The following is a 25,268-nucleotide window of genomic DNA, read 5'->3' as shown; positions in this document are numbered from 1 at the left end:
AAGGAGCGTTTCATGTTCTCTCGCTGGTCGAAGACCTTCGCGTTTGCCCTCACGGCCTGCACCGTTGCCATGAGCACCGCCACTGCCCATGCCGAGCTGGTCGTGCGCAATGACCTCAAGCGCGTGTTCGACGCCGCCGGCGTCTCCGGCACCTTTGTGCTGATGGACATCAGCGCTGATCGCACGTACGTCGTTGACCCGGCGCGGGCCGCGCGGCGCATCCACCCGGCATCCACGTTCAAGATTCCGAACAGCCTGATCGCCTTCGACACCGGAGCCGTGCGCGACGATCAAGAGGTGCTGCCTTACGGCGGCAAGCCGCAGCCTTACAAGCAGTGGGAGCACGACATGGCGTTGCCCGAGGCGATCCGCCTGTCGGCCGTGCCGATCTACCAGGAGGTGGCGCGCCGCGTGGGCTTTGAACGCATGCAAGCCTACGTCGATGCGTTCGACTACGGCAACCGGCAACTCGGCAGTGTGATCGATCAATTCTGGCTACGCGGCCCGCTGGAGATTTCCGCATTCGAAGAAGCGCGCTTCACCAGCCGCATGGCGCTCAAGCAGTTGCCGGTGAAGCCGCGCACCTGGGACTTGGTCCACCGCATGCTGTTGATCGAGCAGCAGGGCGACGCCGCGCTGTATGCCAAGACGGGCGTTGCGACGGAGTATCAGCCGGAGATCGGCTGGTGGGTCGGCTGGGTGGAACGTGCCGGGCGCGTCTATGCCTTCGCACTGAACATCGACATGCCGCGTGAGGGCGACATGGCCAAGCGTATTCCGTTGGGCAAGCAGTTGATGCAGGCGCTGGAGGTGTGGCCGGCGCCGTAAGAATTGCGTCTGCAGGCTCAGCCGTCTGATTCGCAATCAGGGATGCCAGCAATCCACAATGAGATCGATCCTGAGGACGATGCAAATCGTTAAAAACTATTGCGCCGGCCCGTACGGAAACGGACGGATGCAACACATCGGGGGTCCTCATGTTCAAGGTCTACAAGGCAATGGCCGTCGCCGTGGCAGCGGCCGTCGGAGCAGGTGGTGCGCTGGCGGGCGGCAGCCAGAGCGGCGTGATCCATTTCAGCGGCACCATCGTCGAGGCTGGGTTCCACGTGCAGGCTGCGCCCCAGCGCACCGGTGCGGAGAACCTCTTGAAGGCGAGCCCGTCGTCGTCCGGCGACCAGGTGGTGTTGGACTTTCGCTCGTCTGCGGTGCGCGTGGTGCCGCTTGATGTGTCGGTGGAGGCACGCGCGGCGTCATCGCTCCGGCCTCTGCGGGTGGGTGATTCGCGGGGCAAGGCGGACGTCCTCGTCAAGTACGCCGGCTTCAAGGCCAACCTGCTCGCGGCAAACAACGGCACGCTGACCTTGTCGCGCGCGCCGGGAGTGGAATCAGCGCTTGCGGTGGTGACACTCGCCTACCAGTAATGAAAAAAGGCGGGAATCTCCCGCCTTTGTTTGCTGGCCGCCGCGATGGCGTTTACGACGCCACCGGCCCCACCGGCGATTGGAACGGGTGGTATTGGTAAAGCCAGGTCTCAGACAGCGGCTTGCCATCCACACGCAAAAACAATCGCATGTCCACCGGTTCCTTCCCATCGACCGTCAGATCGAATTGCGCACGCCAGTGGCCCGGCACGCCGTTCGGCACGGCTTCGGTAAACACGTACGAGAACGTGCCGCGCGAGGTGCTGAGCACTGCCTCCGGCTTGGTGCCGAAGGGCAGCTTCTCCAGCGGGCCGCCCTTGAACTCGACCATGAACTTGCGCACGCCGTGCGGGCGCGGCTGGCCCGGCTGGCCGCCGTTGCCCATGCGCGTGGCCACGCAGCGCGCCAGTTGCGTCGGATACGGCTCATCGGCCAGCCAGTGCAGGCGATAGCGCAGCCGGTACTGGCTGCCCGCGCGTGCCGGTGCCTTCGGCACCCACATGGCGACGATGTTGTCGTGGATCTCGTCGTCGGTCGGGATCTCGATGAGCTGCACGGCGCCTTCGCCCCAGCCCTCCAGCGGCTCGACCCACAAACTCGGGCGACGCTCGTAGTGCACGCCGTCCTGGTAGTTGTTGAAATCGCGATCGCGCTGCAGCAGGCCGAAGCCGCGCGGGTTGTTGTCGCCAAAGGCAGACGCCATCGTGCGCGGCGGATCGTTCAGCGGGCGCCAGATGCGCTCGCCTGTGCCGGTCCAGAGCGCCAGGCCGTCGGAGTCGTGCACTTCGGGGCGCCAGTCGGTGGCGGTGCCCTTGGCGGTATCCGAGAACCAGTACATCGACGTGGCAGGCGCGATGCCGAAACGGTCCACGTCCTTGCGCAGGAAGATGGCTGTATCGATGTCCATCACCACGCCCTTCGTGCGGTGCATGACGAAGCGGTATGCACCCGTGATGCTCGGCCCGTCGAGCAGCGTGTAGATCGTCACGGAATCTGCGCGGTTGTCTGCCGGCGTGTCGAACCACACGTGCGTGAAATTGGGGAATTCTTCCGGCTTGCCGGCCTGCGCAACGTCGAGCGCGATCCCGCGTGCGGAGAGCCCGTACTGATACAGCTCACCGATGGCGCGGAAGTACGATGCGCCCAGGAAGGCAACCCAATCGTTCTTTTTCCAGTCGAGTTTTTTCTGATCGCCCAGACGGCTTTCCTGAAAGCGGAAGCCGGAAAAGCCGCTGCCGCGCGGCAGCTTGCGCGCCGGGCTGTCGGCGGGCATGTCGAAGTACGACTCGTCGTAGACGATCTCGCGTGCGGCGCCTTTTTCCACCACATGCATGCGTACCGGCGCGCGGAAGAACGTGCCCAGGTGGAAGAACGTCACCGGAAATTGGCCCGGACCGTCGGCAAAGAGCGCGTGGGCGGTGTCGAACTTGATCTTGCCGTGCGCTTCGTAGTCGATCTTGGCCAGGATGTCGGCCGGCGCCGTGGCGGGCGGCGTGTACGGCTTGGCGGCCATTGTGCGGGCGCGTTCGATCAGCGCATCGAAAGAAAACGGCGCGGCATCGCCCAGCTTGACGCGATTTGCGGCCAGCGCCTCGGGCGTGATGCCGAGTGCCGCCAGCGTGGCGGTAACGGATGCGGAGGCAAGAAGGGTTCGACGTGTGACCATAGGTGCCTGTGATGTGACTGATGAATAAGAAGGGTCCGACATGGTAACGCGGGCCCAGGTTCCGGCGCGGGCTGGAAGCTCCCCCGGATGGCCGATCCGCTGCCGTTCGGACGCCCAAATCGACAGTTCATCGCAGCGGGCTTGCACCTGCAAGTGCCGGTTACGATACTTGGTGACATATCAACGGGGGCTGGGATGACGCTACGACTGCGCAGCATCGGCATCGCTTTGGCATTGGTTTGCGCGGCATGCGGCGCCCGGGCGGCACCTTGCGAGCCGCCCGCCCAGTTGAATGATGGCTGGCAGACCGAAGCCGACCCTGCCGCAGCCGGTTTCGAAGCCGGCCGCCTTTGCGCCGTCCTGCGCAATTTTGCCGATGCCGATATCAACTTCCACAGCCTGCTCGTGGTGCGTCATGGCCGTCTGGTGGCGGAGGTCTATCACGCCGGCAAGGATGAGCGTGTGAAGGATCTGTTCCGCACCACGCGCACGTTCGACGCCAGCACGCTTCACGACATCCGCTCGATCAGCAAATCGGTGACAAGCCTGCTGTGGGGCATTGCGCAAGGGCAGGGGAAGATGCCGCCGCTCGAAACACCGGCGTTGTCGCTGTTTCCGGGGCTGGCCGACCTGAATCGCGACGGCCGTGAGGCGATTACGCTCTCGCAGATGCTGTCGATGTCGAGCGGCCTTGCCTGGAACGAATGGCGCGCGACGAGCTTGTTCAACAACGACGAGTTCGGACTGTTCTGGCACACCTCTCAGGCGCACTACGTGTTCGACCGCCCGATGGCGGCTCCGGCTGGCACGCAGTTCAACTACAACGGCGGCAACACGGCGGTACTGGCGCTGCTGTTGGCAGAGCGCGTCGGCATGTCGTTGCCGGAGTACGCGCGCACGCAACTGTTCGAACCGCTGGGCATCACCGATTGGGAATGGGTAGACGACTACCGTGGCCGCCCCCTGGCGTTTGCCGGCGTGCGCCTGCGCCCCCGAGACCTGGCGCGCATCGGTCAGCTCGTGCTGCAGCACGGCCAATGGAATGGGCGGCAAGTCGTGCCAGCCGCGTGGATCGCCGAATCAACGCGCCCGCACATCGACACCGGCATGGGCCTGCAGTACGGCTATCAGTGGTGGCTCGGCAAGGTGGTGGCCGGCGGCACCGAACAGGCGTGGATCGGCGGCATCGGCAACGGTGGCCAGCGTCTGTGGATCGTGCCCGGGCTCGACATGGTGATCGTCACCACGGCGGGCGACTACAACCAGCGTGCAACCTGGAAACAGGCCGAAAACCTGCTCGACCAGGTCATGGCGGCCGTGCAGCCGTCGCCCCGGTAACGACGGCTGCGCGGTTGCGTGGCTGCGCGGGCTTAAAGGAACCGGTCGAGGATCTTGCGGCTGTGCTTGTCCAGCGCAAGCAGGTCGCGGATCAGGTAGTGGATGCCGTGGCTGTCGGAAATGAGCAGCGTGGTGCCGGTCAGGCGCCGGATGTCTTCTTCGCCGCGCAGCACGAGGTCGGTCTGGCCGCGGTCGGTCTGCACCGTCCACGTGCTGGGCGTGGCGTAGGTCGATACGCCGACGATCTTGCGGATTTCGGGCATGAATTCACGCGCACCGAGTTCAGCTTCGATCAGTGCGCGCATTGGCGCGGGTAGCGCATCGGGCTGCGTGATCCACGCCAGCTCGCGGCCGTCGGTGCTCATCAGGCTCAAGCCCTCGCTGGCGGCGGAGATCGGAAACGCGCGCACGGGCACTACGCCTTCATGCATGGTGCCGTCGGCCAGGGTCATCACAAGCTTGCCGAAGCCATTGCGGCTCAGGGTGAAATCGGGCGTTTGCATCGCAGTCATTTCAAATAGGGGATCACTGCGCGTAAGCCGGCGCGGCGGCGTCCACGCGCTCGCCGTCGCTGGTCAGATCGGTGTCGGCATCGACATTGCGGGCCTGCGCCTGATAAAGCTTGTAGTACGCCCCTTCGCGCGCGAGCAGCTCATCGTGGTTGCCGACTTCGACGATCTGGCCGCGATCCATGACGACCAGGCGATCCGCCTTGCGCAGCGTCGACAGACGGTGCGCGATGGCAATGGTTGTGCGGCCCTGCACGAGGTTGTCGAGGGCCTTCTGGATTTCCTTCTCGGTGGTCGTATCCACGGAAGACGTGGCCTCGTCCATGATCAGGATGCGCGGGTTGATGAGCAGCGCCCGCGCAATCGAAATACGCTGGCGTTCGCCGCCCGACAGCGCCTGGCCGCGTTCACCCACCAGCGAGTCGTAGCCGTGCGGCAGGCGCAGGATGAACTCGTGGGCGTGGGCGGCACGCGCGGCGGCAATGATCTCTTCGCGCGTGGCGCCGGGTTTCCCGTAGGCAATGTTGTCGGCGATCGTGCCGAAGAACAGGAACGGCTCCTGCAGCACCAGGCCGATGTTGCGACGGAATTCCGAGACGGGCAGCGATCGGATATCAGTGCCATCCAAGCGGATCGCGCCTTCCGACACATCGTAGAAGCGGCAGATCAGGTTCACGAGCGTGCTCTTGCCCGAGCCGCTATGCCCCACCAGCCCGATCATCTCGCCCGGCTGGATCGACAGGTTCAAGCCGCGGATCACCGCTCGGTTGCCGTAGCGGAAGCCCAGGTCGCGCAACTCGATTGCCCCGTCCACCTTCTCGATGTGCACAGGCTTGACCGGTTCCGGCACGCTCGACACGTGGTCGAGAATGTCGAAGATGCGCTTGGCGCCCGCCGCCGCCTTCTGCGTGACGGACACGATGCGGCTCATGGAATCCAGGCGCGTGTAGAAGCGGCTGATATACGTCAGGAACGCCACCAGCACACCGACGGTAATGGCGTCATGGCTGACCTGCCAGATCCCGAAAATCCATACCACCAGCAGGCCGACTTCGGTCAGCAGCGTCACGGTTGGGGTAAACAGCGACCACACAGCGTTGACGCGATCGTTGATCGCGAGGTTGTGCTTGTTGGCCTCGGCAAAGCGTGTCACCTCGCGCTTTTCCTGGGCAAAGGCCTTGACCACGCGGATGCCCGGGATCGTATCGGCCAGCACGTTGGTGATTTCCGACCAGATTCGGTCGATCTTCTCGAAGCCATGGCGCAGGCGGTCGCGCACCAGGTGGATCATCCACGCGATGAACGGCAGCGGCACCAGCGTGACCAGCGCAAGCCAGGGGTCGATCGAGACCAGGATGACGGCCGTCATCGCAATCATCAGCACGTCGGTCGCGAAATCGAGCAGGTGCAACGACAGGAACACGCTGATCCGGTCGCTTTCCGAGCCGATGCGCGCCATCAGGTCGCCGGTGCGCTTACCGCCGAAGTATTCGAGCGACAGCTTGAGCAGGTGCTCGTAGGTGGTCGTGCGCAGGTCGGCACTGATGCGCTCGGACACGCGCGCCAGCAGATAAGTGCGCGCCCAGCCCAGCACCCAGGCCACCAGCGCGGCGCCAAACAGGCCGGAAAGGTAGAGCGTGACCAGGCGGTAATCGACCGGTTGCCCGTTCTGATAGGGGATCAGCACCTTGTCCATCAAGGGCATCGTCAGGTACGGCGGCACCAGGGTGGCGGCCGTGCCGATCAGCAGCAGGGCGAAACCGGCCAGCAATTCCCACCGATACGGCTGGGCGAAGCGCCACAGGCGCAGCAGCGCCCAGGTCGAAGGCGGCTGCTCCTGTTCGCGGCTGCATTGCGGGCAGTTGTCTTCACCGGGCGGGAGGGGCGCCTTGCAGGTTGGGCAGATGTCCGCGGCGGGCTGTGCGGCTTGGGCGCCAGTGGCCAGGGCGTTGCGCTGCGCATCGAAGGCGTCGGCCAGCCGCAGGGCGTTGGTGTTGTGGCCCAGCGTGTAGCGCCAGCTTGCCAGCCTGCGCTGGCCGTCCGCCAGCTCCAGCGTGCCAACGCCGGCGTGGTCGCTGTGGGCAAGCGTCATGCCAGGGCCGATGTCCCAGCTTTGCAAATCCTTTTCGCCAGGGGCTTGGCCGATCAGGCGCTGGTTCGTAACAACCAGCCACCCTTGGGTAAAATGCAACCTTGCGTCCAAATCCAGCTGCAGCCCGGCCAGGACGGTTTCTTCTGGAGCGAGGCTCGGGGCCAGCACGACACTCCAGGGTTCCTGAGCGCGGGCGAGGGTGGGGGCGGACGTTGGGGAGGACTGGGTCATCAGTGGCGCAAAGAATTCAAAAAGCGCGTCCAAATGGCCAAAAAACAGCCCAAAACGGGAAAAGGACGAACATAAATCGAGGCAAGAGTGCGGCGTCGCAATTGTTGCGGCCTGCAAATTTTGCTCGCAAGTATACATAGCCACGCGAGCCGGACATTTGGTGCGTTGCACAACGCACTTCGGGCTCAAGACGTCAACGCCGACGCCGTTGTAACGTTATTGAAAGGTAACGGTTCGATTCCACGGACCAATTCACGCGTACATCGCCCCCCTGCTTTCCAAGCAAATTCAATGAAGAAGAAGGACATTGAGATTCTCGATGTCATGTCGCTGCGCGGCCCGAATATGTGGACATATCGGCCAGTGCTGGAGGCATGGGTCGACATTGGTGAACTGGAGGATTTTCCCTCCAACACGATTCCGGGCTTCTACGAGCGCCTGTCGACATGGCTCCCGACGCTGATCGAGCACCGCTGCAGCCCCGGCGTGCGCGGCGGCTTCCTGATGCGCTTGAAGGAAGGCACCTGGCCCGGCCACATCCTGGAACACGTCACCCTGGAACTGCAGAACCTGGCCGGCATGCCCGGCGGCTTTGGCAAGGCTCGCGAGACCCCGGTGCGCGGCGTCTACAAGGTGATCGTGCGTGCCTGGCACGAAGACGTGACCCGCGCTGCCCTGCTGGCCGCCCGTGATCTGGTCATGGCCGCCATTGAAGACCGCCCGTTCGACGTGGACGCGGCCGTCGAAACGCTGCGCGACTTGGTCGATGAGCACTGCCTCGGCCCCAGCACCGCCTGCATCGTCGATGCCGCCGATGATCGCAATATCCCGTCCATCCGCCTGTCGGACGGCAACCTCGTGCAGCTCGGCTACGGCGCACGCCAGCGCCGCATCTGGACGGCCGAGACCGACCGCACCAGCGCCATTGCGGAATCGATCTCGCGCGACAAGGACCTGACCAAGAGCTTGCTGCAGTCGTGCGGCGTGCCCGTGCCCGAAGGCCGCATGGTCGACAACGCTGAAGACGCCTGGGACGCGGCCGAAGACATCGGCGTGCCGGTGGTGGTCAAGCCGTACGACGGCAACCACGGCCGCGGCGTGTTCACGAACCTGATGACGCGCGAAGAGGTGGAAACCGCTTACGCCGTGGCCATCGAGGAAGGCAACGGCGTGATTGTTGAGCGCTTCGTCTCCGGTAACGAACACCGCCTGCTGGTCGTGGGCGGCCGTGTGGCGGCGGCGGCGATGGGCGAAACCGCGTCGGTGATCGGCGATGGCACCTCGACCATCGAAGAACTGATCGAATCGCAGATCAACTCCGACCCGCGCCGCGGCAGCACCGAAGAGCACCCGCTGAACTGCGTGCGCCTGGACTCTGCCGCACTCCTCGAACTCAAGCGCCAGGGCTATGCCGACGGCAGCGCTGTGCCGCCCGCAGGCCGCAGCGTGCTGATCCAGCGCAATGGCAACGTCGCCTTTGACGTGACCGATCGCGTGCACCCGAGCGTGGCCGCACACGCATCGCTGGCGGCGCGGGTGGTCGGGCTCGACATTGCCGGCGTGGACCTGGTGGCCGACGACATCTCGCGCCCGCTCGATGAGCAGCGCGGCGCCATTGTGGAAGTCAACGCCGGGCCGGGTTTGCTGATGCACATTCGGCCGGCCCAGGGCGAACCACGCCCTGTGGGCCGCGCGATTGTGGACCACCTGTTTTCCGACAAGGACGGCGTGCAGGACGACGGCCGCATTCCCATCGTCGGCATCACGGGTACCAACGGCAAGACCGTCGTCGCGAAGCTGGTTGCGCAGTTGCTGCAGCTCTCGGGCAAGCACACGGGCCTGGGCTGCAGCGATGGCCTGTTCCTGGACCGCCGCCAAGTCGAGGCGAGCAACAACCGCGGCGGTCACGGCGACCGCGCTGCGTGGGACGCCTGCCACCGCATCCTGATGAATCGCGCGGTGGAAGCCGCCGTGTTCGAGAGCGACAGCGGCATGATCCTCTCGCAAGGATTGCCGTATGACCGTTGCCAGGTCGGCGTGGTCACCAACTTCGGCAAGCCCGATCACCTGGGCGACTTCTACGTCGAAGACGAAGACCGGATGTACAGCGTTCTGCGCACGCAGATTGACGTTGTGCTGAAGTCAGGCGTGGGCGTGCTCAATGCCGCCGATGCGCGCCTCGTTGAAATGGCCGACCTGTGCGACGGCGATGTGATCTTCTTCGCGTTGTCGGGCGATCTGGAGGCGATTGCCGCGCACCGCGCCGCTGGCAAACGGGCCGTGTTCGTGCGTGACGGCAAGGTGGTGCTCGCCACCGGCTCGACCGAACTGGCACTGGCCGATGTGGCGGCCATTCCGCTGACCTACGCTGGCCGCGTGCCGTTCCAGCTTGAGAACGTGCTGGCCGCTGTAGCCACCGGCTGGGCGCTGGGCATTTCCAACGACCTGATGCGCGCCGGTATCGTCACCTTTGATGTGGGCCAGGTGGATGTGCCGGGCCGCTTCACGCTGTTCCAGCACCACGGCGCCACCATCGTGGTGGATGACGCGCACAACGCCTCGGCGCTGCACGCCCTGGCCGCTGCGCTGGACAACTTCCCGGCCGAGCGCCGCACGCTCGTATTCGGTGCCGGCCTGCAACGCCGCGACGAAGACCTGGTGGCGCAAGGCACCGTCATCGGCCAGACGTTCGATCGCGTGCTGCTATGCGAAGACGCCAGCGTCAAGCGCACCGATGCCGAGTTCGATCGCCAAGCACGCGCGCTGCTCAAGCAAGGGTTGCAGGCAGGCGGTCGCGTGGCTGAAGTCGTCGTCGAAGGGGCCAAGCGCCGGGATGTCGTGGATGCGGCGCTCTCGCAGCTCACGGCAGGCGACCTGCTGGTCCTGCAATGCGACGAGTGCGCCATCGAGGGCACCGTCGAGCAGGTACACCAGTGGATGGGCCGCGCCGAATCCCAGAACTGACGATCGGGCCTGAATCCAAAAGAACGCCCAAAGCACAACGGAAAGCTGATTGCATGGAAGTCTCTCGTATCCGGGCCTTGCGCGGCCCAAATCTCTGGTGCCGCCATACGGCCATCGAAGCCATCGTGGCCTGCTCGGATCAATCCCAACTGCTGGCCGAACTGCCGGGCTTTGAAGACCGCCTGCGCGCGCGCTTTCCGGCGATTGGCCCCTTGCGCCCGGATGACGAAGCCGATGCACCGTCGATTGCGCACGCGCTGGAAGCCGCCGCGCTGGGCCTGCAAGCCGCCGCCGGTTGCCCGGTGACGTTCAGCCATACCGAGCCCACGCTCGAACCCGGCACGTACCAGGTCGTCGTCGAATACAGCGAAGAGGAAGTGGGCCGACTGGCATTTGAGCTGGCCGGCCAACTTTGCCTGGCCGCACGCGACGACCAGCCGTTCGATCTGGACGACGCGCTGCACCGCCTGCGCGAGCTGGACGAAGACGTGCGCCTGGGGCCCAGCACCGGTTCCATCGTCTACGCTGCCGTGGCGCGCGGGATTCCGTACCGCCGTCTCACGCAGGGCTCGATGGTGCAGTTCGGCTGGGGCAGCAAGCAGCGCCGCATCCAGGCCGCCGAAACCGATATGACCAGCGCCGTGGCGGAATCCATCGCCCAGGACAAGGATCTGACCAAGACCCTGCTGCACGCGGCCGGCGTGCCGGTGCCGCTGGGCCGTTCGGTGCGCAGCGCCGAGGAAGCCTGGGAAGCCGCGCAGGAAATCCACGGCCCGGTCGTGGTCAAGCCGCGCGACGGCAACCAGGGCAAGGGCGTGGCCGTGCGCATCCGCACGCGCGAAGAAGTGATGACCGCCTATGAAGTGGCGGCCGACATTTCGTCGGACGTGATCGTCGAGCGCTACATTCCGGGCCACGATTTCCGTCTGCTGGTGGTGGGCAAGCACCTGGTGGCTGCTGCGCGCCGCGATCCGCCGCAAGTCATCGGCGACGGCAAGCACACTGTGCGTGAGCTGGTCGACGAGGTAAACCGCGACCCGCGACGCGGCGAAGGGCATGCCACGTCGCTCACGAAAATCCGCTTTGACGACATTGCGCTGGCCACGCTCGCCAAGCAGGGCCTGAGCGCCGACGCCGTGCCGCCCAAGGGCACGCGCGTGGTGTTGCGCAATAACGCGAACCTCTCCACGGGCGGCACCGCCACCGACGTGACCGACGACGTGCACCCCGCCATCGCGGCGCGTGCCGTGGCGGCAGCGCAGATGGTCGGCCTCGACATCTGCGGCGTGGACGCCGTGTGCGAAACGATGCTCAAGCCGTTCGAGGACCAGGCCGGCGGCATTGTGGAAGTCAACGCCGCGCCCGGCCTGCGCATGCACCTGCAGCCGTCGTACGGCAAGGGCCGCGCCGTGGGCGAGGCGATCATCTCCACGATGTTTGCCGACGGCGACGACGGCCGTATCCCCGTGGTGGCGGTGTCCGGCACCAACGGCAAGACGACGACGGTGCGCCTGATCACACATCTGCTCGCCACCAGCGGCCTGCGCATGGGCATGACCGGCACCGACGGCGTGTACATCCAGGGCCAGCGCATCGACACCGGCGACTGCAGCGGCCCGCGCAGCGCGCGTAACGTGCTGCTGCATCCGGACGTCGACGCCGCCGTCTTCGAGACCGCGCGCGGCGGCCTGCTGCGCGAAGGTCTCGCGTTCGACCACTGCGACGTGGCAGTCGTGACGAACGTGGGCGAGGGCGACCACCTGGGCCTGAACTACATCAGCACGGTGGAAGACCTGGCCGTGCTCAAGAGCGTGATCGTGCAGAACGTGGCACCGCGCGGCATGGCGGTGCTCAATGCCGCCGACCCGATGGTCGCGCGCATGGCTGACGGCTGCCCGGGTTCAGTCACCTTCTTCGCGCACGATGCCAGCCTGCCGACCATGGCCCTGCACCGCGCGCAAGGCAAGCGGGTGGTGTTTGTCGACGGCGCCGAGATTGTGGCCACCGAAGGCGCCAACGAAACGCGCATCGCACTGGCCGACATTCCGCTCACGCGCAACGGCACCATCGGCTTCCAGGTTGAAAACGCGATGTCGTCGGTTGCCGCTGCGTGGGCGCTTGGCATCGACTGGGCGATCATCCGCCGCGGCCTCGCCACCTTTGTGAACGACGCCGCCACCGCGCCCGGCCGCTTCAATGTATTCGACTACAAGGGCGCCACGCTCATCGCCGACTACGGCCACAATCCCGACGCCATCCAGGCGCTATGCAACGCCGTGGCCACCATGCCGGCCCAGCGCCGCTCGGTGGTGATCAGCGGGGCGGGCGACCGCCGCGATGAGGATATCCGCCGCCAGACGCAGATTCTGGGCGGCGTGTTTGACGACGTTGTGCTGTACGAAGACCAGTGCCAGCGTGGGCGTGAGGATGGCGAGGTATTGGCGCTGCTGCGTGAAGGGCTACAGGGTGCGGCACGCACGAGCCGTGTTGATGAAATCCGTGGTGAATTTCTGGCGATCGACACGGCGCTGGGGCGGTTGCAGCCGGGTGATCTCTGCCTGATTTTGATTGATCAGGTGGAGGAGGCGCTGGGGCATATTGCTAAGCGGGTTGCTGAGTGAGTTTTGGCCCGGTTGATGGGGTTCGCTGGGGTTTTTGTTCTTTTGGTCCATCCGCTTTTCGTACCCTGCCGGGCACGACTTACTTTTCTTTGTCTTGCCAAAGAAAAGTAAGCAAAAGAAAGGCGCGCCCGAGATGGCGAAAGCCTCCTTGAATTTGCGTAACCGGGCGGAGGCGGGGAAAACTCGCTGCGCTCAGACAGTTCCCCGCCTTTTTTCCGCCCGCTTACGCAAATTCAAGGCGCCATCAAGGGCTCAACGTCAAAAGAGAAAGGCCAACCCATCGTGCGGTTGGCCTTTGTCGTTTGGGCTGGCGCCCCGAGGGTGTGGTCGTTGTTTTGGGCCTTTGACGTACCGGCCCTAGATGGCGCCTTGAATTTCTGTTGCAGGGAGGAAAAAGAGGGGAGGCCTGTTTGAGCGCAGCGAGTTTGCCTCCCCTCCCTCCCTGCGACATAAATTCAAGGAATCTTTCGCCATCTCGGGCGCGCATTTCTTTGCTTACTTTCTTTGGGCAAGACCAAAGAAAGTGAGTCAGCCCCGGCAGGGGATGAAACAAGGGATGCACCAACAAAAAAACCAACACAAAACCACCCTCAACATCATTGACCTATGATGACGCCTCCCCTCAGTCCCCGCGCCATCATGCCCAATCCCCCCACACTCGCCCCAGTAGAACTGGCAAAGTCCTACCGCCTCCTGAACCACGGCCCGACCACGCTGGTCACCAGTGCCCACAACGGGGTGCGCAACGTCATGGCAGCCGCCTGGGCGATGCCACTCGACTTTGACCCGCCCAAGGTGCTTGTCGTGGTCGACAGCCGCACCCTCACTCGCGAGCTGATCGAAGCTTCCGGTGTCTTCGCACTGAACATTCCCACCCGCGCCATCGCCGAAACCACACTCGCGGTCGGTACGCTCTCGGGCCGCGACGGCGACAAGTTCGATGCGCTCGGCCTTGCCACCATGCCCGCCCGCACGATCGACGTGCCGCTGGTAGCCGGTTGCGCAGGGTGGCTGGAATGCCGCGTCATTCCCGAGCCGCACAATGAGAAGCGCTACGACCTGTTCATCGCTGAAGTGACAGCCGCGTGGGCGGACCCAGCGCTGTTCAGCAACGGCCGCTGGCACTTCACCGATGCGAGCAGCAAGACCGTGCACTACCTTGCAGGCGGTGCATTCTTTGAGACCGGCGATGCGTTCACCGTGGAGGCCAAACAGCCATGAGCGACATCGCCATCCGCCCGTTGACCGACGACGATGCCGAAGCCTTCAAGGCGCTGCGCCTGAAGGCCATTCAAGACGCGCCCACCGCCATCTGGCCGACGCACGATGAAGAGTTGGGGCGCACGCTGGAAGAAACCTGCAACCGCATCCGGGCGACTGCGCATCAGATCGTGTTTGGTGCCTTTGCGGGGCACGAACTGATTGGCATTGCCGGGTTGCGGCGTGAAGCGCTCGCGCAAGTCGCACACAAGGCCGTGCTGTGGGGCGTGTTTGTTGACCCCGCGCATCGGCGGGGCGGTATTGCCAGCCGTCTGCTGAATGCCGCCATTGCGCATGCGCGTGCTGCGCAGGTGCTGCAGATCCATCTCTGCGTCAACGCTGAAAACCCGCGTGCGCAAGCGCTGTATCGCAACGCGGGTTTCGAGACCTTCGGCATCGAGCGCCGCGCCATGCGTGTCGGCTATCACTTCTACGACGAAGAACACATGGCGCTGCGGCTCGACGCCTGAACCGTCAGGCGCACGCCATCAGGTCCGCCACACCTTCGCGCTGCCGGCCGTGCCGCTATACGTGCACTATCGCGTGGACGATCACTCGCCGGTGCTGAAGGCCTTTCTGGAGACGCTGCGCGAAGTTAGCGGCACGAGCGAAGACGCCGTCGCTGCGCAGCCTCAGTCTGCGCTGGCCAGCCGATAGTCCGTCGGCCGCATGCCCGTCCACTTGCGGAAGGCGCGGTGGAAGGCGCTCGGTTCTGCAAAGCCCACAGCGATGGCAATGTCGGCGATCGTGCGGCGCGTGTCCTGCAACTGGCCGATGGCAATGTCGCGCCGCAGGTCATCCTTGATGGACTGATACGTGTGGCCTTCGAGCTTCAGGCGCCGGCGCATCGTCGCTTCGGCCACGTTCAGTTTGAGCGCCATTGCGTCAGACGCCGGCCAACTCGCGACCGGCAGGTTGCGCAGCATTTTGCGCACGCGCGCCGCAAATGAATCCGGGTTGCGGTACTTGACGATGAAGTTGCCCGGCGCATCGCGCAGGAAGGTCTTGATGGACGCTGCCGTCTGGATGACAGGCAGTTCCAGGAAGCCCGGCGAAAGATCGACGTACGAGGCGTCCTGCTTGAACGCCATGTCGTCGCAGAACATCAGGCGGTATTCCTGCGCATCTTGCGGCGCCGCACAACGGAAGCGCGCGGCAATGAACGGAATACGCCGCCCCACCAGCCAGCACACCAGGCCGTAGACCATGATGAGCCACGTGGCGTAGGTGAACATGGGCGGCACCCGCGCGCCCTTGCGGTGCACGAAGACGAGGCGCACGCGGTCCGGGCTTTCTTCGATCTGCACATGCAGGTCGTCAAGCACCAGCCGCAGAAAACCCACGGCCCGCGCCAGCGCCTGCCGCCCGGCGCGCGCCGTGAGCGCCGCTTGCGTCATCGCCACGAAGCTGCCCCAGCGCATGGGGTGCGCATCCTGCCCGAAGAACTCGTCGTCCATGGCCTGCGCAATGCCGGCCCACAGCGCGCCGTACTGTGCAGACGACACGCGGCTGCGCGGCTGAGCCAGCATCTGCGGCGTGATGCCCGCAGCCGCCATGATGGGCTGCATGTCCACACCATGCGCGCGCGCACGTGTCACGGCCTCGTTGACGAGGCTGACAGAGACGGTTCCCTTTTCGTTGTTTTTCATCGGTATGGCAAATCCGCTCACGCAAGTTGATCGTGACGGGCATCGAAGCCGCCCAGCCGCGTGCCTACACTTTTTCCCCATCGAACCCAAGCGCCGCAGGCTGCACAGTGTAAGGCGCCTGCAGAGGCAGCGTCACGCGGCGCCGGTCAGCAACCAAGCAAGAGCCAAGCGATGGACGACTTCTATACCGAAGAGCAGCGGATGATCCACGACGCTGCGCGCGACTTTGCCACCGAGCGCCTGGCGCCCAACGCTGCGCAGTGGGACCGCGATGCTGCACTGCCGGATGACGTGGTGCGCGAGATGGGCGAGCTGGGCCTGCTGGGCATGATCGTGCCGGCGGAGTGGGGCGGTTCGTACACCGACTACGTAGCCTATGCGCTCGCGCTGGAAGAGGTTGCCGCCGGGTGCGCTGCCAGCGCGACGATGATGAGCGTGCACAACTCGGTCGGCTGCGGCCCCATCCTGAAATTCGGCACCGAGGCGCAGAAGGCGCGTTACCTGCCGGATCTGGCCACGGGCCGCGCGATTGGCGCGTTTTGCCTGACCGAGCCGCACGCCGGCTCCGAAGCCAACAACCTGCGCACGCGTGCCGTGCTGCGCGATGGCAAGTGGGTGCTCAACGGCAACAAGCAGTTCGTGACAAACGGTGCGCGGGCAGACATCGCCATCGTATTTGCCGTGACTGACCCCGAAGCCGGCAAGCGCGGCATCTCCGCCTTCATCGTGCCGACCGATACCCCGGGCTTCCATGTTGGGCGGCCGGAACACAAGCTCGGCATTCGCGCGTCGGATACGTGCCCGATCACGCTCGAAGACTGCGCCGTGCCCGAAGAGAACCTGCTGGGCGAGCGCGGCGAAGGCCTGAAGATCGCGCTGTCGAACCTGGAAGGCGGGCGCATCGGCATTGCCGCGCAGGCCGTGGGCATTGCCCGCGCCGCATTCGATGCCGCGCGCAACTACGCCAATGAGCGCATCCAGTTCGGCAAAGCGCTGCGCGAGCACCAGACCATCGCCAACATGCTGGCCGACATGGCCACGCGTCTGAACGCGGCGCGCCTGCTCGTTCACCACGCGGCGCGCCTGCGCAGCGCAGACAAGCCGTGCCTGTCGGAGGCCTCGCAGGCCAAGCTCTATGCGTCCGAGTTGGCCGAGGAAATCTGCTCTAACGCCATCCAGATCCACGGCGGCTATGGCTACCTGGCCGACTACGCCGTCGAGCGCCATTACCGCGACGCACGGATTACCCAGATCTACGAAGGCACCAGCGAAGTCCAGCGGATGGTGATCGCGCGGCACGTCTAGCACGCACCGCGCACATCGACCGAATACGAAAGAGCGCAGACGCGCCGACCAGGAGACGACGATGAACCAAGCGGTATCTGCAGCACAGGGTTTTGTGGAAGCGCGCGATTTTCTGCTGCGCCATCGCACCGACTACGACCGCGCGTATCGCGAGTTCGCGTGGCCGACGCTGGACACGTTCAACTGGGCGCTCGATTACTTCGATGTGATGGCGCGCGGCAACGACAACCCGGCGCTGTGGATCGTTGATGACCCGCAAAGCGGCGGGTTGAAGCTTTCGTTTGCGCAGATGTCGGAGCGCTCGTCGCGCATGGCGAACTTCCTGCGCGGGCTGGGCATCGTGCGGGGTGACCGCCTGCTGCTGATGCTGCCCAACCGCGTCGAACTGTGGGATGTGATGCTCGCGGCGATGAAGCTGGGCGCGGTGGTGCTGCCGGCTACTACGCAACTCTCGCCGGATGACGTGCGCGACCGCGTGGAACTTGGCGGTGCGAACTGCGTTGTCGTCGACGCGGCGGAGCTGCACAAGTTCGACGGTGTTGATGCGAGCGTCAAGCGCATCGCGGTGGGCGCGCAGCGTGATGGCTGGGTCGACCTGGGCGCAGCCTACGAGGCGCCCGCGCAGTTTGTTCCCGACGGCCCGACCAAGGCGACCGACCCGCTGCTGCTGTACTTCACCTCTGGCACCACGTCCAAGCCGAAACTGGTTGAACACACGCACCAGAGCTATCCGGTCGGGCACCTGTCGACGATGTACTGGATCGGACTGCAGCCCGGCGATATCCACTGGAACATCAGCTCGCCCGGCTGGGCCAAGCATGCGTGGAGCTGCTTCTTCGCACCGTGGAATGCGCAGGCCTGCGTGTTCGTCTACAACTACGCGCGCTTTGTGCCGAAGGATACGCTGGATGTGCTGGTGCGCTTTAACGTGACCACGCTGTGCGCGCCGCCCACCGTGTGGCGCATGCTGGTGCAGGAGCCGCTGGCGTCGTATGCCGTCAAGCTGCGCGAGATTGTCGGCGCTGGCGAGCCGCTGAACCCCGAGATCATCGAGCGCGTGCGCAGCGCCTGGGGTGTGACCATCCGCGACGGCTTTGGCCAGACCGAAACCACCTGCCAGATCGGCAACACGCCCGGGCAGCCGGTGGTGCCGGGCTCGGTTGGGCGCCCGCTGCCGGGCTACCGCGTCGAACTCGTCGACCATGATGATCAGCCGGCTAGCGAGGGCGAGATCGTGCTGCCGCTCTCGCACCGCCCGCTCGGCCTGATGCAGGGTTACGCCAACAATGCAAAGGCCACCGCCGAGGCGATGCGCAACGGCTATTACCACACGTCGGACGTCGCCATGCGCCGCGACGACGGCTACTTTGTCTACGTGGGCCGCACCGACGATGTGTTCAAGTCATCCGACTACCGCCTGAGCCCGTTCGAGCTGGAAAGCGTGCTGATCGAGCACGAAGCCATTGCCGAGGCGGCCGTGGTGCCAAGTTCCGACCCGCTGCGCCTGTCCGTGCCCAAGGCGTTTGTGACGGTGCGCCAGGGCTACGAAGCCGGCCCTGAACTGGCGCGCGCCGTGTTCCTCTTCTCGCGCGAAAAGCTGGCCCCCTACAAGCGCATCCGCCGCCTGCAGTTCAGTGAGCTGCCCAAGACCATTTCCGGAAAGATCCGGCGCGTGGAACTGCGCCGCCTGGAACTTGAACGCACCCCCCAGCCCGCCCGCATGCCCGGCGAGTACTGGGAAGAAGACTTCGCCTGATTTGCCCATCCCGCATTGAACCCGCCACCGCTACCGATACCGATTCGTCAGGAGACCCCCATGAGCGCCGTTGCCTCTCTCGCTTCCGCCAAGCCTGCCGCACAGCAGGACACCCCGCCCACCGTCAAGCTGCTGATTGGCGGCGAGTTTGTCGAATCGCAGTCGAAGGAATGGCGCGATATCGTCAACCCCGCCACGCAGGAAGTGCTGGCCCGTGTGCCGTTTGCCACGGCGGATGAAGTGGATGCGGCCATCCGCTCGGCGCACGCCGCGTTCGCCAAATGGAAGAACACGCCGGTGGGCGCACGCATGCGCATCATGCTGAAGTTCCAGGCGCTGATTCGTGAGCATTCGCCGCGCATCGCGCGCACGCTCACGGCCGAGCAGGGCAAGACGCTGCCCGATGCAGAAGGCGACATCTTCCGCGGGCTGGAAGTGGTGGAACACGCCTGCTCGGTGGGCTCGCTGCAGCAGGGCGAGTTTCTGGAGAACGTCGCCGGCGCGGTCGATACCTACACGCTGCGCCAGCCGATTGGCGTGTGCGCTGGCATTACGCCGTTCAACTTCCCCGCCATGATCCCGCTGTGGATGTTCCCGATGGCGATCGTGTGCGGTAACACGTTCGTGCTCAAGCCTTCGGAGCAGGACCCGCTGTCGACCATGCAACTGGTGGAGTTGGCACTCGAAGCCGGCGTGCCGCCCGGCGTGCTGAACGTCGTGCATGGCGGCAAGGACGTGGTGGATGCACTGTGCACACACGAACACGTCAAGGCGATCTCGTTTGTGGGTTCCACGGCGGTCGGTACGCATGTGTATCGACTTGGCAGCGAGCACGGCAAGCGCGTGCAATCGATGATGGGCGCGAAGAACCACGCCGTGGTGCTGCCAGATGCGAACCGCGAGCAGGCCATCAATGCGCTCGTCGGCGCGGGCTTTGGCGCGGCTGGGCAGCGGTGCATGGCGACGTCTGTGGTTGTGCTGGTTGGCGCAGCGCAGCAGTGGCTGCCAGACCTGGTGCAGAAAGCCAAGGCGCTCAAGGTGAACGCCGGTGTGGAGCCGGGTACCGACGTCGGCCCGGTGGTCTCGCGCGCGGCCAAGCAGCGCATCCTCGGCCTGATCGAGTCGGGCGTGCAGCAGGGCGCCACGCTGGTGCTCGATGGCCGCAACGTGCGCGTGGCCGGTTACGAAGACGGCAACTTCATCGGCCCGACGATCTTCACCGACGTGAAGACCGACATGGACATCTACACCAACGAAATCTTCGGCCCCGTGCTGCTGGTGCTGACTGTGCCCACGCTGGACGACGCCATTGCGCTGGTCAACGCCAACCCGTTCGGCAACGGCGTGGGGCTGTTCACGCAGAGCGGCGCATCGGCACGCAAGTTCCAGAGCGAGATCGACGTCGGGCAGGTCGGTATCAACATTCCCATTCCGGTGCCCGTGCCGTACTTCAGCTTTACCGGCTCGCGCGGCTCCAAGCTGGGCGACCTGGGCCCGTACGGCAAGCAAGTCGTGCAGTTCTACACGCAAACGAAGACGGTGACGGCGCGCTGGTTTGATGACGCGGTCGACGCCGGCGGCGTGAATACCACCATCAGCCTGCGCTGATCGCACCAGGAGCGTTGTCATGAAAATCGCATTCATCGGCCTGGGCAACATGGGCGCCCCGATGGCGCACAACCTGCTCAAGGCGGGCCACGCGCTGACCGTGTTTGATCTGAACACGCAAGCGGTGGGCGCGCTGGTGGAAGCCGGCGCCACGGCAGCGGCATCGCCCAAGGAGGCAGCGGCGGGTGCCGAAACCGTCATCACCATGCTGCCTGCCGCGGCGCATGTGCGCCATGTACTGACGGCAGAAGACGGCGTGCTGGCCGGCATTGCCAAGGGCGTGCCGATCATCGATTCCAGCACCATCGACCCTGCCAGCGCCAAGGCGCTTGCCGCGCTGGCAGCCGAGCATGGCAACCCCTTCGTCGATGCGCCAGTTTCCGGTGGAACGGGCGGTGCAGCCGCTGGCACGCTGACCTTCATGGTAGGCGGCAGCGCGGCGGCATTCGAGCAGGTGCGCCCCGTGCTGTCGGCCATGGGTAAGAACCTTGTGCATTGCGGTGACACGGGTGCAGGGCAGGGTGCGAAGATCTGCAACAACCTCGTGCTCGGCATCACCATGGCTGGCGTGGCTGAAGCCATGTCATTGGGCGAGGCGCTCGGCATCGACCCGAAGGTGCTCGGCGGCATCATCAACACATCGACGGGGCGCTGCTGGAGTTCCGACACCTACAACCCGTTCCCGGGCGTGATCGAGACCGCGCCATCCTCGCGCGGCTACACGGGCGGCTTCGGCACCGACCTGATGCTCAAAGACCTGGGCCTGGCCGGCGACGCGGCAAAGTCCGTCCGTCAGCCCGTCTACCTTGGGGCGCTCGCGCAGCAGCTTTACCAGACCGTGAGCAGCAAGGGCGATGGCAAGCTGGATTTCTCCGCTGTCATCAAGCTCTATCGGAAAGACGGAGCGGCGTGATGATCGAACTGGAAACGCTGCATCAGGGCACCATTGCCCTGCTGACGCTCAAGCGTCCGCCGGCCAACGCCTTCACGCCGGAAGGTCTGCTGCAACTGCAAGCCACCGTCGAACGATTGAACGCCGACGCACGCGTGCGCGCCATCGTCATCACCGGCGACGGGCCGAAGTTCTTCAGCGCGGGCGCCGACCTCAACACCTTTGCCGATGGCGACCGCGATGTGGCACGCGAGGCTGCAGCGCGCTTCGGCGCCGCGTTCGAAGCGCTGCAGAATGCGCGGCCCGTGGTGATCGCCGCCATCAATGGCTTTGCAATGGGGGGCGGGCTGGAGTGCGCGCTGGCATGCGACATCCGCATTGCCGAAGCGCACGCCAAGCTGGCCGTGCCCGAGACGGCTGTCGGTCTGCTGTGCTGCGGTTGCGGCACCCAGACGCTGCCCTGGCTCGTGGGTGAGGGCTGGGCCAAGCGCATGATCCTGACCGGCGAGCGCGTCGATGCGCAGACCGCATTGCGTATCGGCCTGGTCGAGGAGGTCGTGGAAACCGGTGCTGCGCGCGAAGCGGCCATCGCCATGGCGCTGCGTGTAACAACGTTGAGCCCGCAGGCCGTCACCTTCAGCAAGCAACTCATCCACCAGGCGCGCAATGGCGTGCCGCGCGGTGCGGCGCTGGCCGTAGAGCGCGAGCGCTTTGTCGATCTGTTTGACCATCCGGACCAGCGCGAAGGCGTGAACGCCTTCCTTGAGAAACGCGCGCCGCGCTGGCATTCCGCACATGAATCGGAGACGCTGCAATGAGTGCCGTCCAACGTCAGGCGACGCTGCCCGAGACTGGCGCTGCCGAACCCGAGGTGTTGATGCGCGTGGTGAACCGCGTGGCCGTCATCACCTTGAACCGGCCGGCAGCCCTGAATGCGCTGTCGCACGGCATGGTGCGCCAGTTGGCGACGCTGCTGGAGCAATGCCGCCACGATGAAGGCATCGTGGCGCTGGTGCTGCGCGGTGCAGGCCAGAAAGGCTTCTGCGCGGGCGGCGACGTGCGCTCGCTCTATCAGCTTGCGCAACAGGGCCGCATGGATGGCGACGACGGCTGGCTGCAGTTCTTTGTTGACGAATACCGCCTCGATTACGCGCTGCATCAGTTCCCGAAGCCCATCGTGGCGCTGATGGACGGCATCACCATGGGCGGGGGCATGGGCCTGGGGCAGGCCGCACGGCTGCGTGTCGTGACCGAGCGCACGAAGATGGCGATGCCGGAGACGCGCATCGGCTTTCTGCCCGACGTGGGCGCCACGCGCTTTTTGAGCGTGATGTCGCCCGAGCTTGAGCTGTATGTCGGGCTGACGGGCGTGACGCTGACGGGTGCTGACGCGCTGCATTGCCACTTGGCCGATGTGTGCGTGCCGGCCGAATGGCTCGCCTCCTTCGAAGAGCGCCTGCAGCGCATGCCGCACGATGGCGACCTCATGCAGGCCCTGCGCCGCGTGTTCGAACCGCCGTGCAACGTCGTGCCGCACGCGCCGCTGGCACAGGCAACGCCGTGGGTGCTGCGCTATTTCGATCGCCGTTCGTCGGTCGATCGCATTGTCGCCACGCTGCGCGAGAGCCTGGAGCGCGAGCAGGCCCGCGAGCCGCGCCAATGGCTGCAGGCCACGCTTGATGCAATGACGTCACACTCGCCGACGATGCTGCACGTCACACGCGAAGCGCTGCTGCGCGGTCGGCAGCTATCACTGGCCGAGTGCTTCCAGATGGAGTTGGGCATCGTGGCGCGCGGAATCCAGGACGGCGATTTTTGTGAAGGCGTGCGTGCGCATCTGGTAGACAAGGATCACCGCCCCGGCTGGGCGCCGGCAACGCTGCCACAGGTGCGGCCGGAGCGGGTGCGGCATTTTCTGACGTCGCCTTGGCGGACGCAGGCGCATCCGTTGGGGGGCTTGGTTGAGCGTGGCAAGTGAAGGGGCGTATGGGTGACATGCGCTGTGCTGGAAACGGCGCAGCTTGTTGCAAGCGCGTACGCAGATCCGATTGAAGCCGGGTTGAAATCTCTGCCTGCCAACCCGCATGGCAGCTAGGTTTTCGTGCCGTGCGTCAGATGATTGTCACAATCGCCGTGCTTACTGGATGGATGCTTTGCCACCCCAGGAGGCTTCCATGGCGACATCCGTCGATTCATTTCAGGTGAAGGTGTATCAGGGCGACAGCGCGGTGCTGTTCGCCTTTGATGTGGCCGATGCAGACCGCGCCGATCTGGCCGGTTTTGCCATCCAGTGCACACCGCAGGGCGGGGCGCCCTATTGGGTGCCCAACCGGCTGACGTTCGACACGCCAGTTCATGCGGATGCGCCGCTGAAAGCCGGCAAGTATGCCGATTCCATCGACGCGCCGTTTCAGTCGTTCCACTGGGTCCACTTTCCGCCGCATGCAGCTGCGCAGCTCAGCTACACCGTGCACGCGCGCTACTTCGCGTCGGCGAACCCCGTCCAACTGGAGACGCGCGCCACGCGCACGGTGGCTGTAACGCTGCAGCAGCCAATGAGCGATTGGGCCACCGTGGGCATGGTGCGTGGCTATGTGTCGTCGCAGGCGTTCATCGATCACTACGGCGGCAACACGGCGCTGGCGCCAGAGAAGCGCGCGCAGACAAAATCGCCGCTGCTGTACGACACGCAGCCGTACCAGAACAAGTACGCCTACCTGGGCGCCACGGGCCGCCGCCTCATCATCGATCTACTGAACCAGTGCAAGGCATCCGACGGCTACGGCATCGACGTGCTGGCCTATGACCTGGACGAGCCGGACATCATCCGTGCCATTGCGTGGCTTGCGCAGAACGGCCGCAAGGTCCGCGTGATTCAGGACAACTACGTCAGCACCGGCGCCAACCCGACGGGCCACGGCACCGACAACGCGTTTGAGACGCAGGCCGCTGAATACTTCACGCAGGCTGGCGCGGAGGTCCGCCGCACGCACCTTGCACGCTTCCAGCACCACAAGGCGATCCTGCTGCGCGATGCCGGCGGCAAGCCGGTGCGCGTGCTCGCGGGCTCGGCCAATTTCTCGCTGCGCGGGTTGTACGTGCAGGCCAACAGCGTGCTGGTGTTCGGGCAAGACGCCGCGCAACTCTACGCGCAGGTGTTCGAGCATTTGTGGGGGTTGATCGGCCAGCATGGTGAAGACGCCGCCGGCAGCCGCAAGGTGGCGGCTGCCTTCCGTGCCGATGCGCTGGCTGCCAACTGGAAGGCCGTGCCCCAAGGCAGCACGCCGCGTGCGCGCTTCGGCTTCTCGCCGCATCAGACCGACGCGTTGCTGACGGAGGCGGCTGACCGCGTGAAGGGCGCGCTGTCCTCCGTGCTGTTTGCGGTGATGGCTACCGACGGCGGCGGCGAGATGCTGACCACGCTCGAACAGGTGGTGCCGCACAAGGCTGGGCTGCTCTCGCTGGGCGTGATCGACAAACAGGGCGGTGTGGATGCCTTCGCCCCCGGCCGCGATGTGCCTTCGCAAACCGTGTCGTTCGCGTATTTGAAGGACGAAGCGCCTGCGCCGTTCAAGCAGGAGGTGGATGCCGGCACCGGCCAGCACATCCACCACAAGTTTGTCGTGTGCGATTTCAATGGCGACGAGCCGGTCGTGTTCTGCGGCTCGTCCAACCTGTCGAAGGGCGGCGAGGAACAGAACGGCGACAGCCTGATCGCCATCTATGACCCCGCCATCGTCACGGCCTATGCGATCGAGGCCATCCGCCTGTTCGACCATTACCGGTTCCGCGCAGGGGAATCCAAGGCCACAGCCGACAAGCCGCTGGTGCTGAAGACGACCAGCGCATGGGCCGACCCGTACTACGATCCGCAGAACATCAAGTTCACGGAGCGCACGCTGTTCGCCAAGTCCGGCACGGCCCAGGAGGCTGCTGTCGCGTGATCGGTTCGGGCA

Annotated in this window: 19 protein-coding genes; 15 read left to right on the top strand and 4 right to left on the bottom strand. The window is 65.2% G+C overall.

What is annotated here, in order from left to right; genetic code table 11:
* Window positions 1-12 precede the first annotated feature (12 nt).
* Together blaOXA and DOD19_RS23930 are read left to right on the top strand one after the other, a co-directional pair.
* On the top strand, window positions 13-828 hold the full coding sequence (gene blaOXA, locus DOD19_RS23935; protein ID WP_112188558.1) for an OXA-60 family carbapenem-hydrolyzing class D beta-lactamase: 816 nt from the start codon (window positions 13-15) through the stop codon (window positions 826-828).
* 149 nt (window positions 829-977) lie between these two features.
* The gene (locus DOD19_RS23930; RefSeq protein WP_112188556.1) at window positions 978-1,421 is read left to right on the top strand and encodes a hypothetical protein; all 444 of its coding nucleotides are present in this window, start codon (window positions 978-980) and stop codon (window positions 1,419-1,421) included.
* 52 nt (window positions 1,422-1,473) lie between these two features.
* Here DOD19_RS23930 and DOD19_RS23925 read toward each other — a convergent pair whose 3' ends face one another.
* On the bottom strand, window positions 1,474-3,087 hold the full coding sequence (locus DOD19_RS23925) for a glucan biosynthesis protein D (RefSeq protein WP_112188554.1): 1,614 nt from the start codon (window positions 3,085-3,087) through the stop codon (window positions 1,474-1,476).
* 195 nt (window positions 3,088-3,282) lie between these two features.
* On the opposite strand from DOD19_RS23925, the gene DOD19_RS23920 reads away from it, so the two are divergent.
* Window positions 3,283-4,425, top strand: a complete 1,143-nt coding sequence (locus DOD19_RS23920; protein WP_112188552.1) for a serine hydrolase — start codon at window positions 3,283-3,285, stop codon at window positions 4,423-4,425.
* Between the two features lie 32 nt (window positions 4,426-4,457).
* Here DOD19_RS23920 and DOD19_RS23915 read toward each other — a convergent pair whose 3' ends face one another.
* Together DOD19_RS23915 and DOD19_RS23910 are read right to left on the bottom strand one after the other, a co-directional pair.
* Entirely contained in the window at window positions 4,458-4,928 is a 471-nt protein-coding gene (locus DOD19_RS23915; RefSeq protein ID WP_204360105.1) for a DUF1854 domain-containing protein, read from the bottom strand.
* A 22-nt stretch (window positions 4,929-4,950) separates the two neighbouring features.
* On the bottom strand, window positions 4,951-7,257 hold the full coding sequence (locus tag DOD19_RS23910) for an ABC transporter ATP-binding protein (protein ID WP_239498091.1): 2,307 nt from the start codon (window positions 7,255-7,257) through the stop codon (window positions 4,951-4,953).
* Window positions 7,258-7,548: 291 nt separating this feature from the next.
* On the opposite strand from DOD19_RS23910, the gene cphA (DOD19_RS23905) reads away from it, so the two are divergent.
* The 5 genes from cphA (DOD19_RS23905) (at window position 7,549) to DOD19_RS27585 (ending at window position 14,759) form a co-directional block, all read left to right on the top strand.
* Window positions 7,549-10,221 carry a cyanophycin synthetase gene (gene cphA / locus DOD19_RS23905; protein ID WP_112188546.1) on the top strand — a complete coding sequence of 891 codons (2,673 nt, stop codon included), beginning with the start codon at window positions 7,549-7,551 and terminating at the stop codon, window positions 10,219-10,221.
* 53 nt (window positions 10,222-10,274) lie between these two features.
* Window positions 10,275-12,842 (top strand): cyanophycin synthetase, encoded by a 2,568-nt coding sequence (gene cphA / locus DOD19_RS23900; protein WP_112188544.1) that lies wholly within the window; start codon window positions 10,275-10,277, stop codon window positions 12,840-12,842.
* 606 nt (window positions 12,843-13,448) lie between these two features.
* The gene (locus DOD19_RS23890) at window positions 13,449-14,063 is read left to right on the top strand and encodes a flavin reductase family protein (protein WP_024978307.1); all 615 of its coding nucleotides are present in this window, start codon (window positions 13,449-13,451) and stop codon (window positions 14,061-14,063) included.
* On the top strand, window positions 14,060-14,572 hold the full coding sequence (locus DOD19_RS23885) for a GNAT family protein (protein ID WP_112188542.1): 513 nt from the start codon (window positions 14,060-14,062) through the stop codon (window positions 14,570-14,572). Before DOD19_RS23890 ends, DOD19_RS23885 begins: the two co-directional genes overlap by 4 nt.
* Window positions 14,517-14,759 carry a hypothetical protein gene (locus DOD19_RS27585; RefSeq protein WP_162634447.1) on the top strand — a complete coding sequence of 81 codons (243 nt, stop codon included), beginning with the start codon at window positions 14,517-14,519 and terminating at the stop codon, window positions 14,757-14,759. Before DOD19_RS23885 ends, DOD19_RS27585 begins: the two co-directional genes overlap by 56 nt.
* Here DOD19_RS27585 and DOD19_RS23880 read toward each other — a convergent pair.
* Window positions 14,735-15,751, bottom strand: coding sequence for an AraC family transcriptional regulator (locus tag DOD19_RS23880; RefSeq protein WP_204360098.1), 1,017 nt, complete (start codon window positions 15,749-15,751; stop codon window positions 14,735-14,737). The two genes, DOD19_RS27585 and DOD19_RS23880, sit on opposite strands and share 25 nt — an antisense overlap.
* Before the next feature lie 171 nt (window positions 15,752-15,922).
* Between DOD19_RS23880 and DOD19_RS23875 the strand changes: the two genes are divergently transcribed.
* The 7 genes from DOD19_RS23875 to DOD19_RS23845 all read left to right on the top strand — a co-directional run bounded on the left by DOD19_RS23875 (window position 15,923) and on the right by DOD19_RS23845 (window position 25,256).
* Window positions 15,923-17,056: an acyl-CoA dehydrogenase gene (locus tag DOD19_RS23875; protein WP_024978310.1), complete on the top strand. Its 1,134-nt coding sequence runs from the start codon at window positions 15,923-15,925 to the stop codon at window positions 17,054-17,056.
* Between the two features lie 61 nt (window positions 17,057-17,117).
* Entirely contained in the window at window positions 17,118-18,812 is a 1,695-nt protein-coding gene (locus DOD19_RS23870; RefSeq protein ID WP_112188540.1) for an AMP-binding protein, read from the top strand.
* 60 nt (window positions 18,813-18,872) lie between these two features.
* Window positions 18,873-20,420 carry a CoA-acylating methylmalonate-semialdehyde dehydrogenase gene (locus tag DOD19_RS23865; protein WP_112188538.1) on the top strand — a complete coding sequence of 516 codons (1,548 nt, stop codon included), beginning with the start codon at window positions 18,873-18,875 and terminating at the stop codon, window positions 20,418-20,420.
* A gap of 19 nt (window positions 20,421-20,439) precedes the next feature.
* Window positions 20,440-21,333 carry a 3-hydroxyisobutyrate dehydrogenase gene (mmsB, locus tag DOD19_RS23860; protein WP_024978313.1) on the top strand — a complete coding sequence of 298 codons (894 nt, stop codon included), beginning with the start codon at window positions 20,440-20,442 and terminating at the stop codon, window positions 21,331-21,333.
* Window positions 21,333-22,130, top strand: coding sequence for an enoyl-CoA hydratase (locus tag DOD19_RS23855; protein ID WP_045202126.1), 798 nt, complete (start codon window positions 21,333-21,335; stop codon window positions 22,128-22,130). Before mmsB ends, DOD19_RS23855 begins: the two co-directional genes overlap by 1 nt.
* On the top strand, window positions 22,127-23,290 hold the full coding sequence (locus DOD19_RS23850; RefSeq protein WP_112188536.1) for an enoyl-CoA hydratase/isomerase family protein: 1,164 nt from the start codon (window positions 22,127-22,129) through the stop codon (window positions 23,288-23,290). The genes DOD19_RS23855 and DOD19_RS23850 overlap by 4 nt, the downstream gene beginning before the upstream one ends.
* A gap of 196 nt (window positions 23,291-23,486) precedes the next feature.
* A complete protein-coding gene (locus DOD19_RS23845; RefSeq protein ID WP_112188534.1) occupies window positions 23,487-25,256 on the top strand; it encodes a phospholipase D-like domain-containing protein in 1,770 nt (589 codons plus the stop codon).
* Window positions 25,257-25,268 lie beyond the last annotated feature (12 nt).

This window comes from Ralstonia sp. GX3-BWBA, from assembly GCF_003290055.1.
Taxonomy (GTDB): domain Bacteria; phylum Pseudomonadota; class Gammaproteobacteria; order Burkholderiales; family Burkholderiaceae; genus Ralstonia; species Ralstonia holmesii.
This window is presented reverse-complemented; position numbering and strand designations above follow the sequence as displayed.

Coding starts and splice junctions, on each gene's coding strand:
- DOD19_RS23885 (WP_112188542.1), top strand. CDS start 14,060: ATGAGCGACATCGCCATCCGCCCGTTGACCGACGACGATGCCGAAGCC.
- DOD19_RS23890 (WP_024978307.1), top strand. CDS start 13,449: ATGATGACGCCTCCCCTCAGTCCCCGCGCCATCATGCCCAATCCCCCC.
- DOD19_RS23870 (WP_112188540.1), top strand. CDS start 17,118: ATGAACCAAGCGGTATCTGCAGCACAGGGTTTTGTGGAAGCGCGCGAT.
- cphA (WP_112188546.1), top strand. CDS start 7,549: ATGAAGAAGAAGGACATTGAGATTCTCGATGTCATGTCGCTGCGCGGC.
- cphA (WP_112188544.1), top strand. CDS start 10,275: ATGGAAGTCTCTCGTATCCGGGCCTTGCGCGGCCCAAATCTCTGGTGC.
- DOD19_RS23930 (WP_112188556.1), top strand. CDS start 978: ATGTTCAAGGTCTACAAGGCAATGGCCGTCGCCGTGGCAGCGGCCGTC.
- DOD19_RS23875 (WP_024978310.1), top strand. CDS start 15,923: ATGGACGACTTCTATACCGAAGAGCAGCGGATGATCCACGACGCTGCG.
- mmsB (WP_024978313.1), top strand. CDS start 20,440: ATGAAAATCGCATTCATCGGCCTGGGCAACATGGGCGCCCCGATGGCG.
- DOD19_RS23880 (WP_204360098.1), bottom strand. CDS start 15,751: ATGAAAAACAACGAAAAGGGAACCGTCTCTGTCAGCCTCGTCAACGAG.
- DOD19_RS23920 (WP_112188552.1), top strand. CDS start 3,283: ATGACGCTACGACTGCGCAGCATCGGCATCGCTTTGGCATTGGTTTGC.
- DOD19_RS23910 (WP_239498091.1), bottom strand. CDS start 7,257: ATGACCCAGTCCTCCCCAACGTCCGCCCCCACCCTCGCCCGCGCTCAG.
- DOD19_RS23845 (WP_112188534.1), top strand. CDS start 23,487: ATGGCGACATCCGTCGATTCATTTCAGGTGAAGGTGTATCAGGGCGAC.
- DOD19_RS23925 (WP_112188554.1), bottom strand. CDS start 3,087: ATGGTCACACGTCGAACCCTTCTTGCCTCCGCATCCGTTACCGCCACG.
- DOD19_RS23865 (WP_112188538.1), top strand. CDS start 18,873: ATGAGCGCCGTTGCCTCTCTCGCTTCCGCCAAGCCTGCCGCACAGCAG.
- blaOXA (WP_112188558.1), top strand. CDS start 13: ATGTTCTCTCGCTGGTCGAAGACCTTCGCGTTTGCCCTCACGGCCTGC.
- DOD19_RS23915 (WP_204360105.1), bottom strand. CDS start 4,928: ATGCAAACGCCCGATTTCACCCTGAGCCGCAATGGCTTCGGCAAGCTT.
- DOD19_RS23850 (WP_112188536.1), top strand. CDS start 22,127: ATGAGTGCCGTCCAACGTCAGGCGACGCTGCCCGAGACTGGCGCTGCC.
- DOD19_RS23855 (WP_045202126.1), top strand. CDS start 21,333: ATGATCGAACTGGAAACGCTGCATCAGGGCACCATTGCCCTGCTGACG.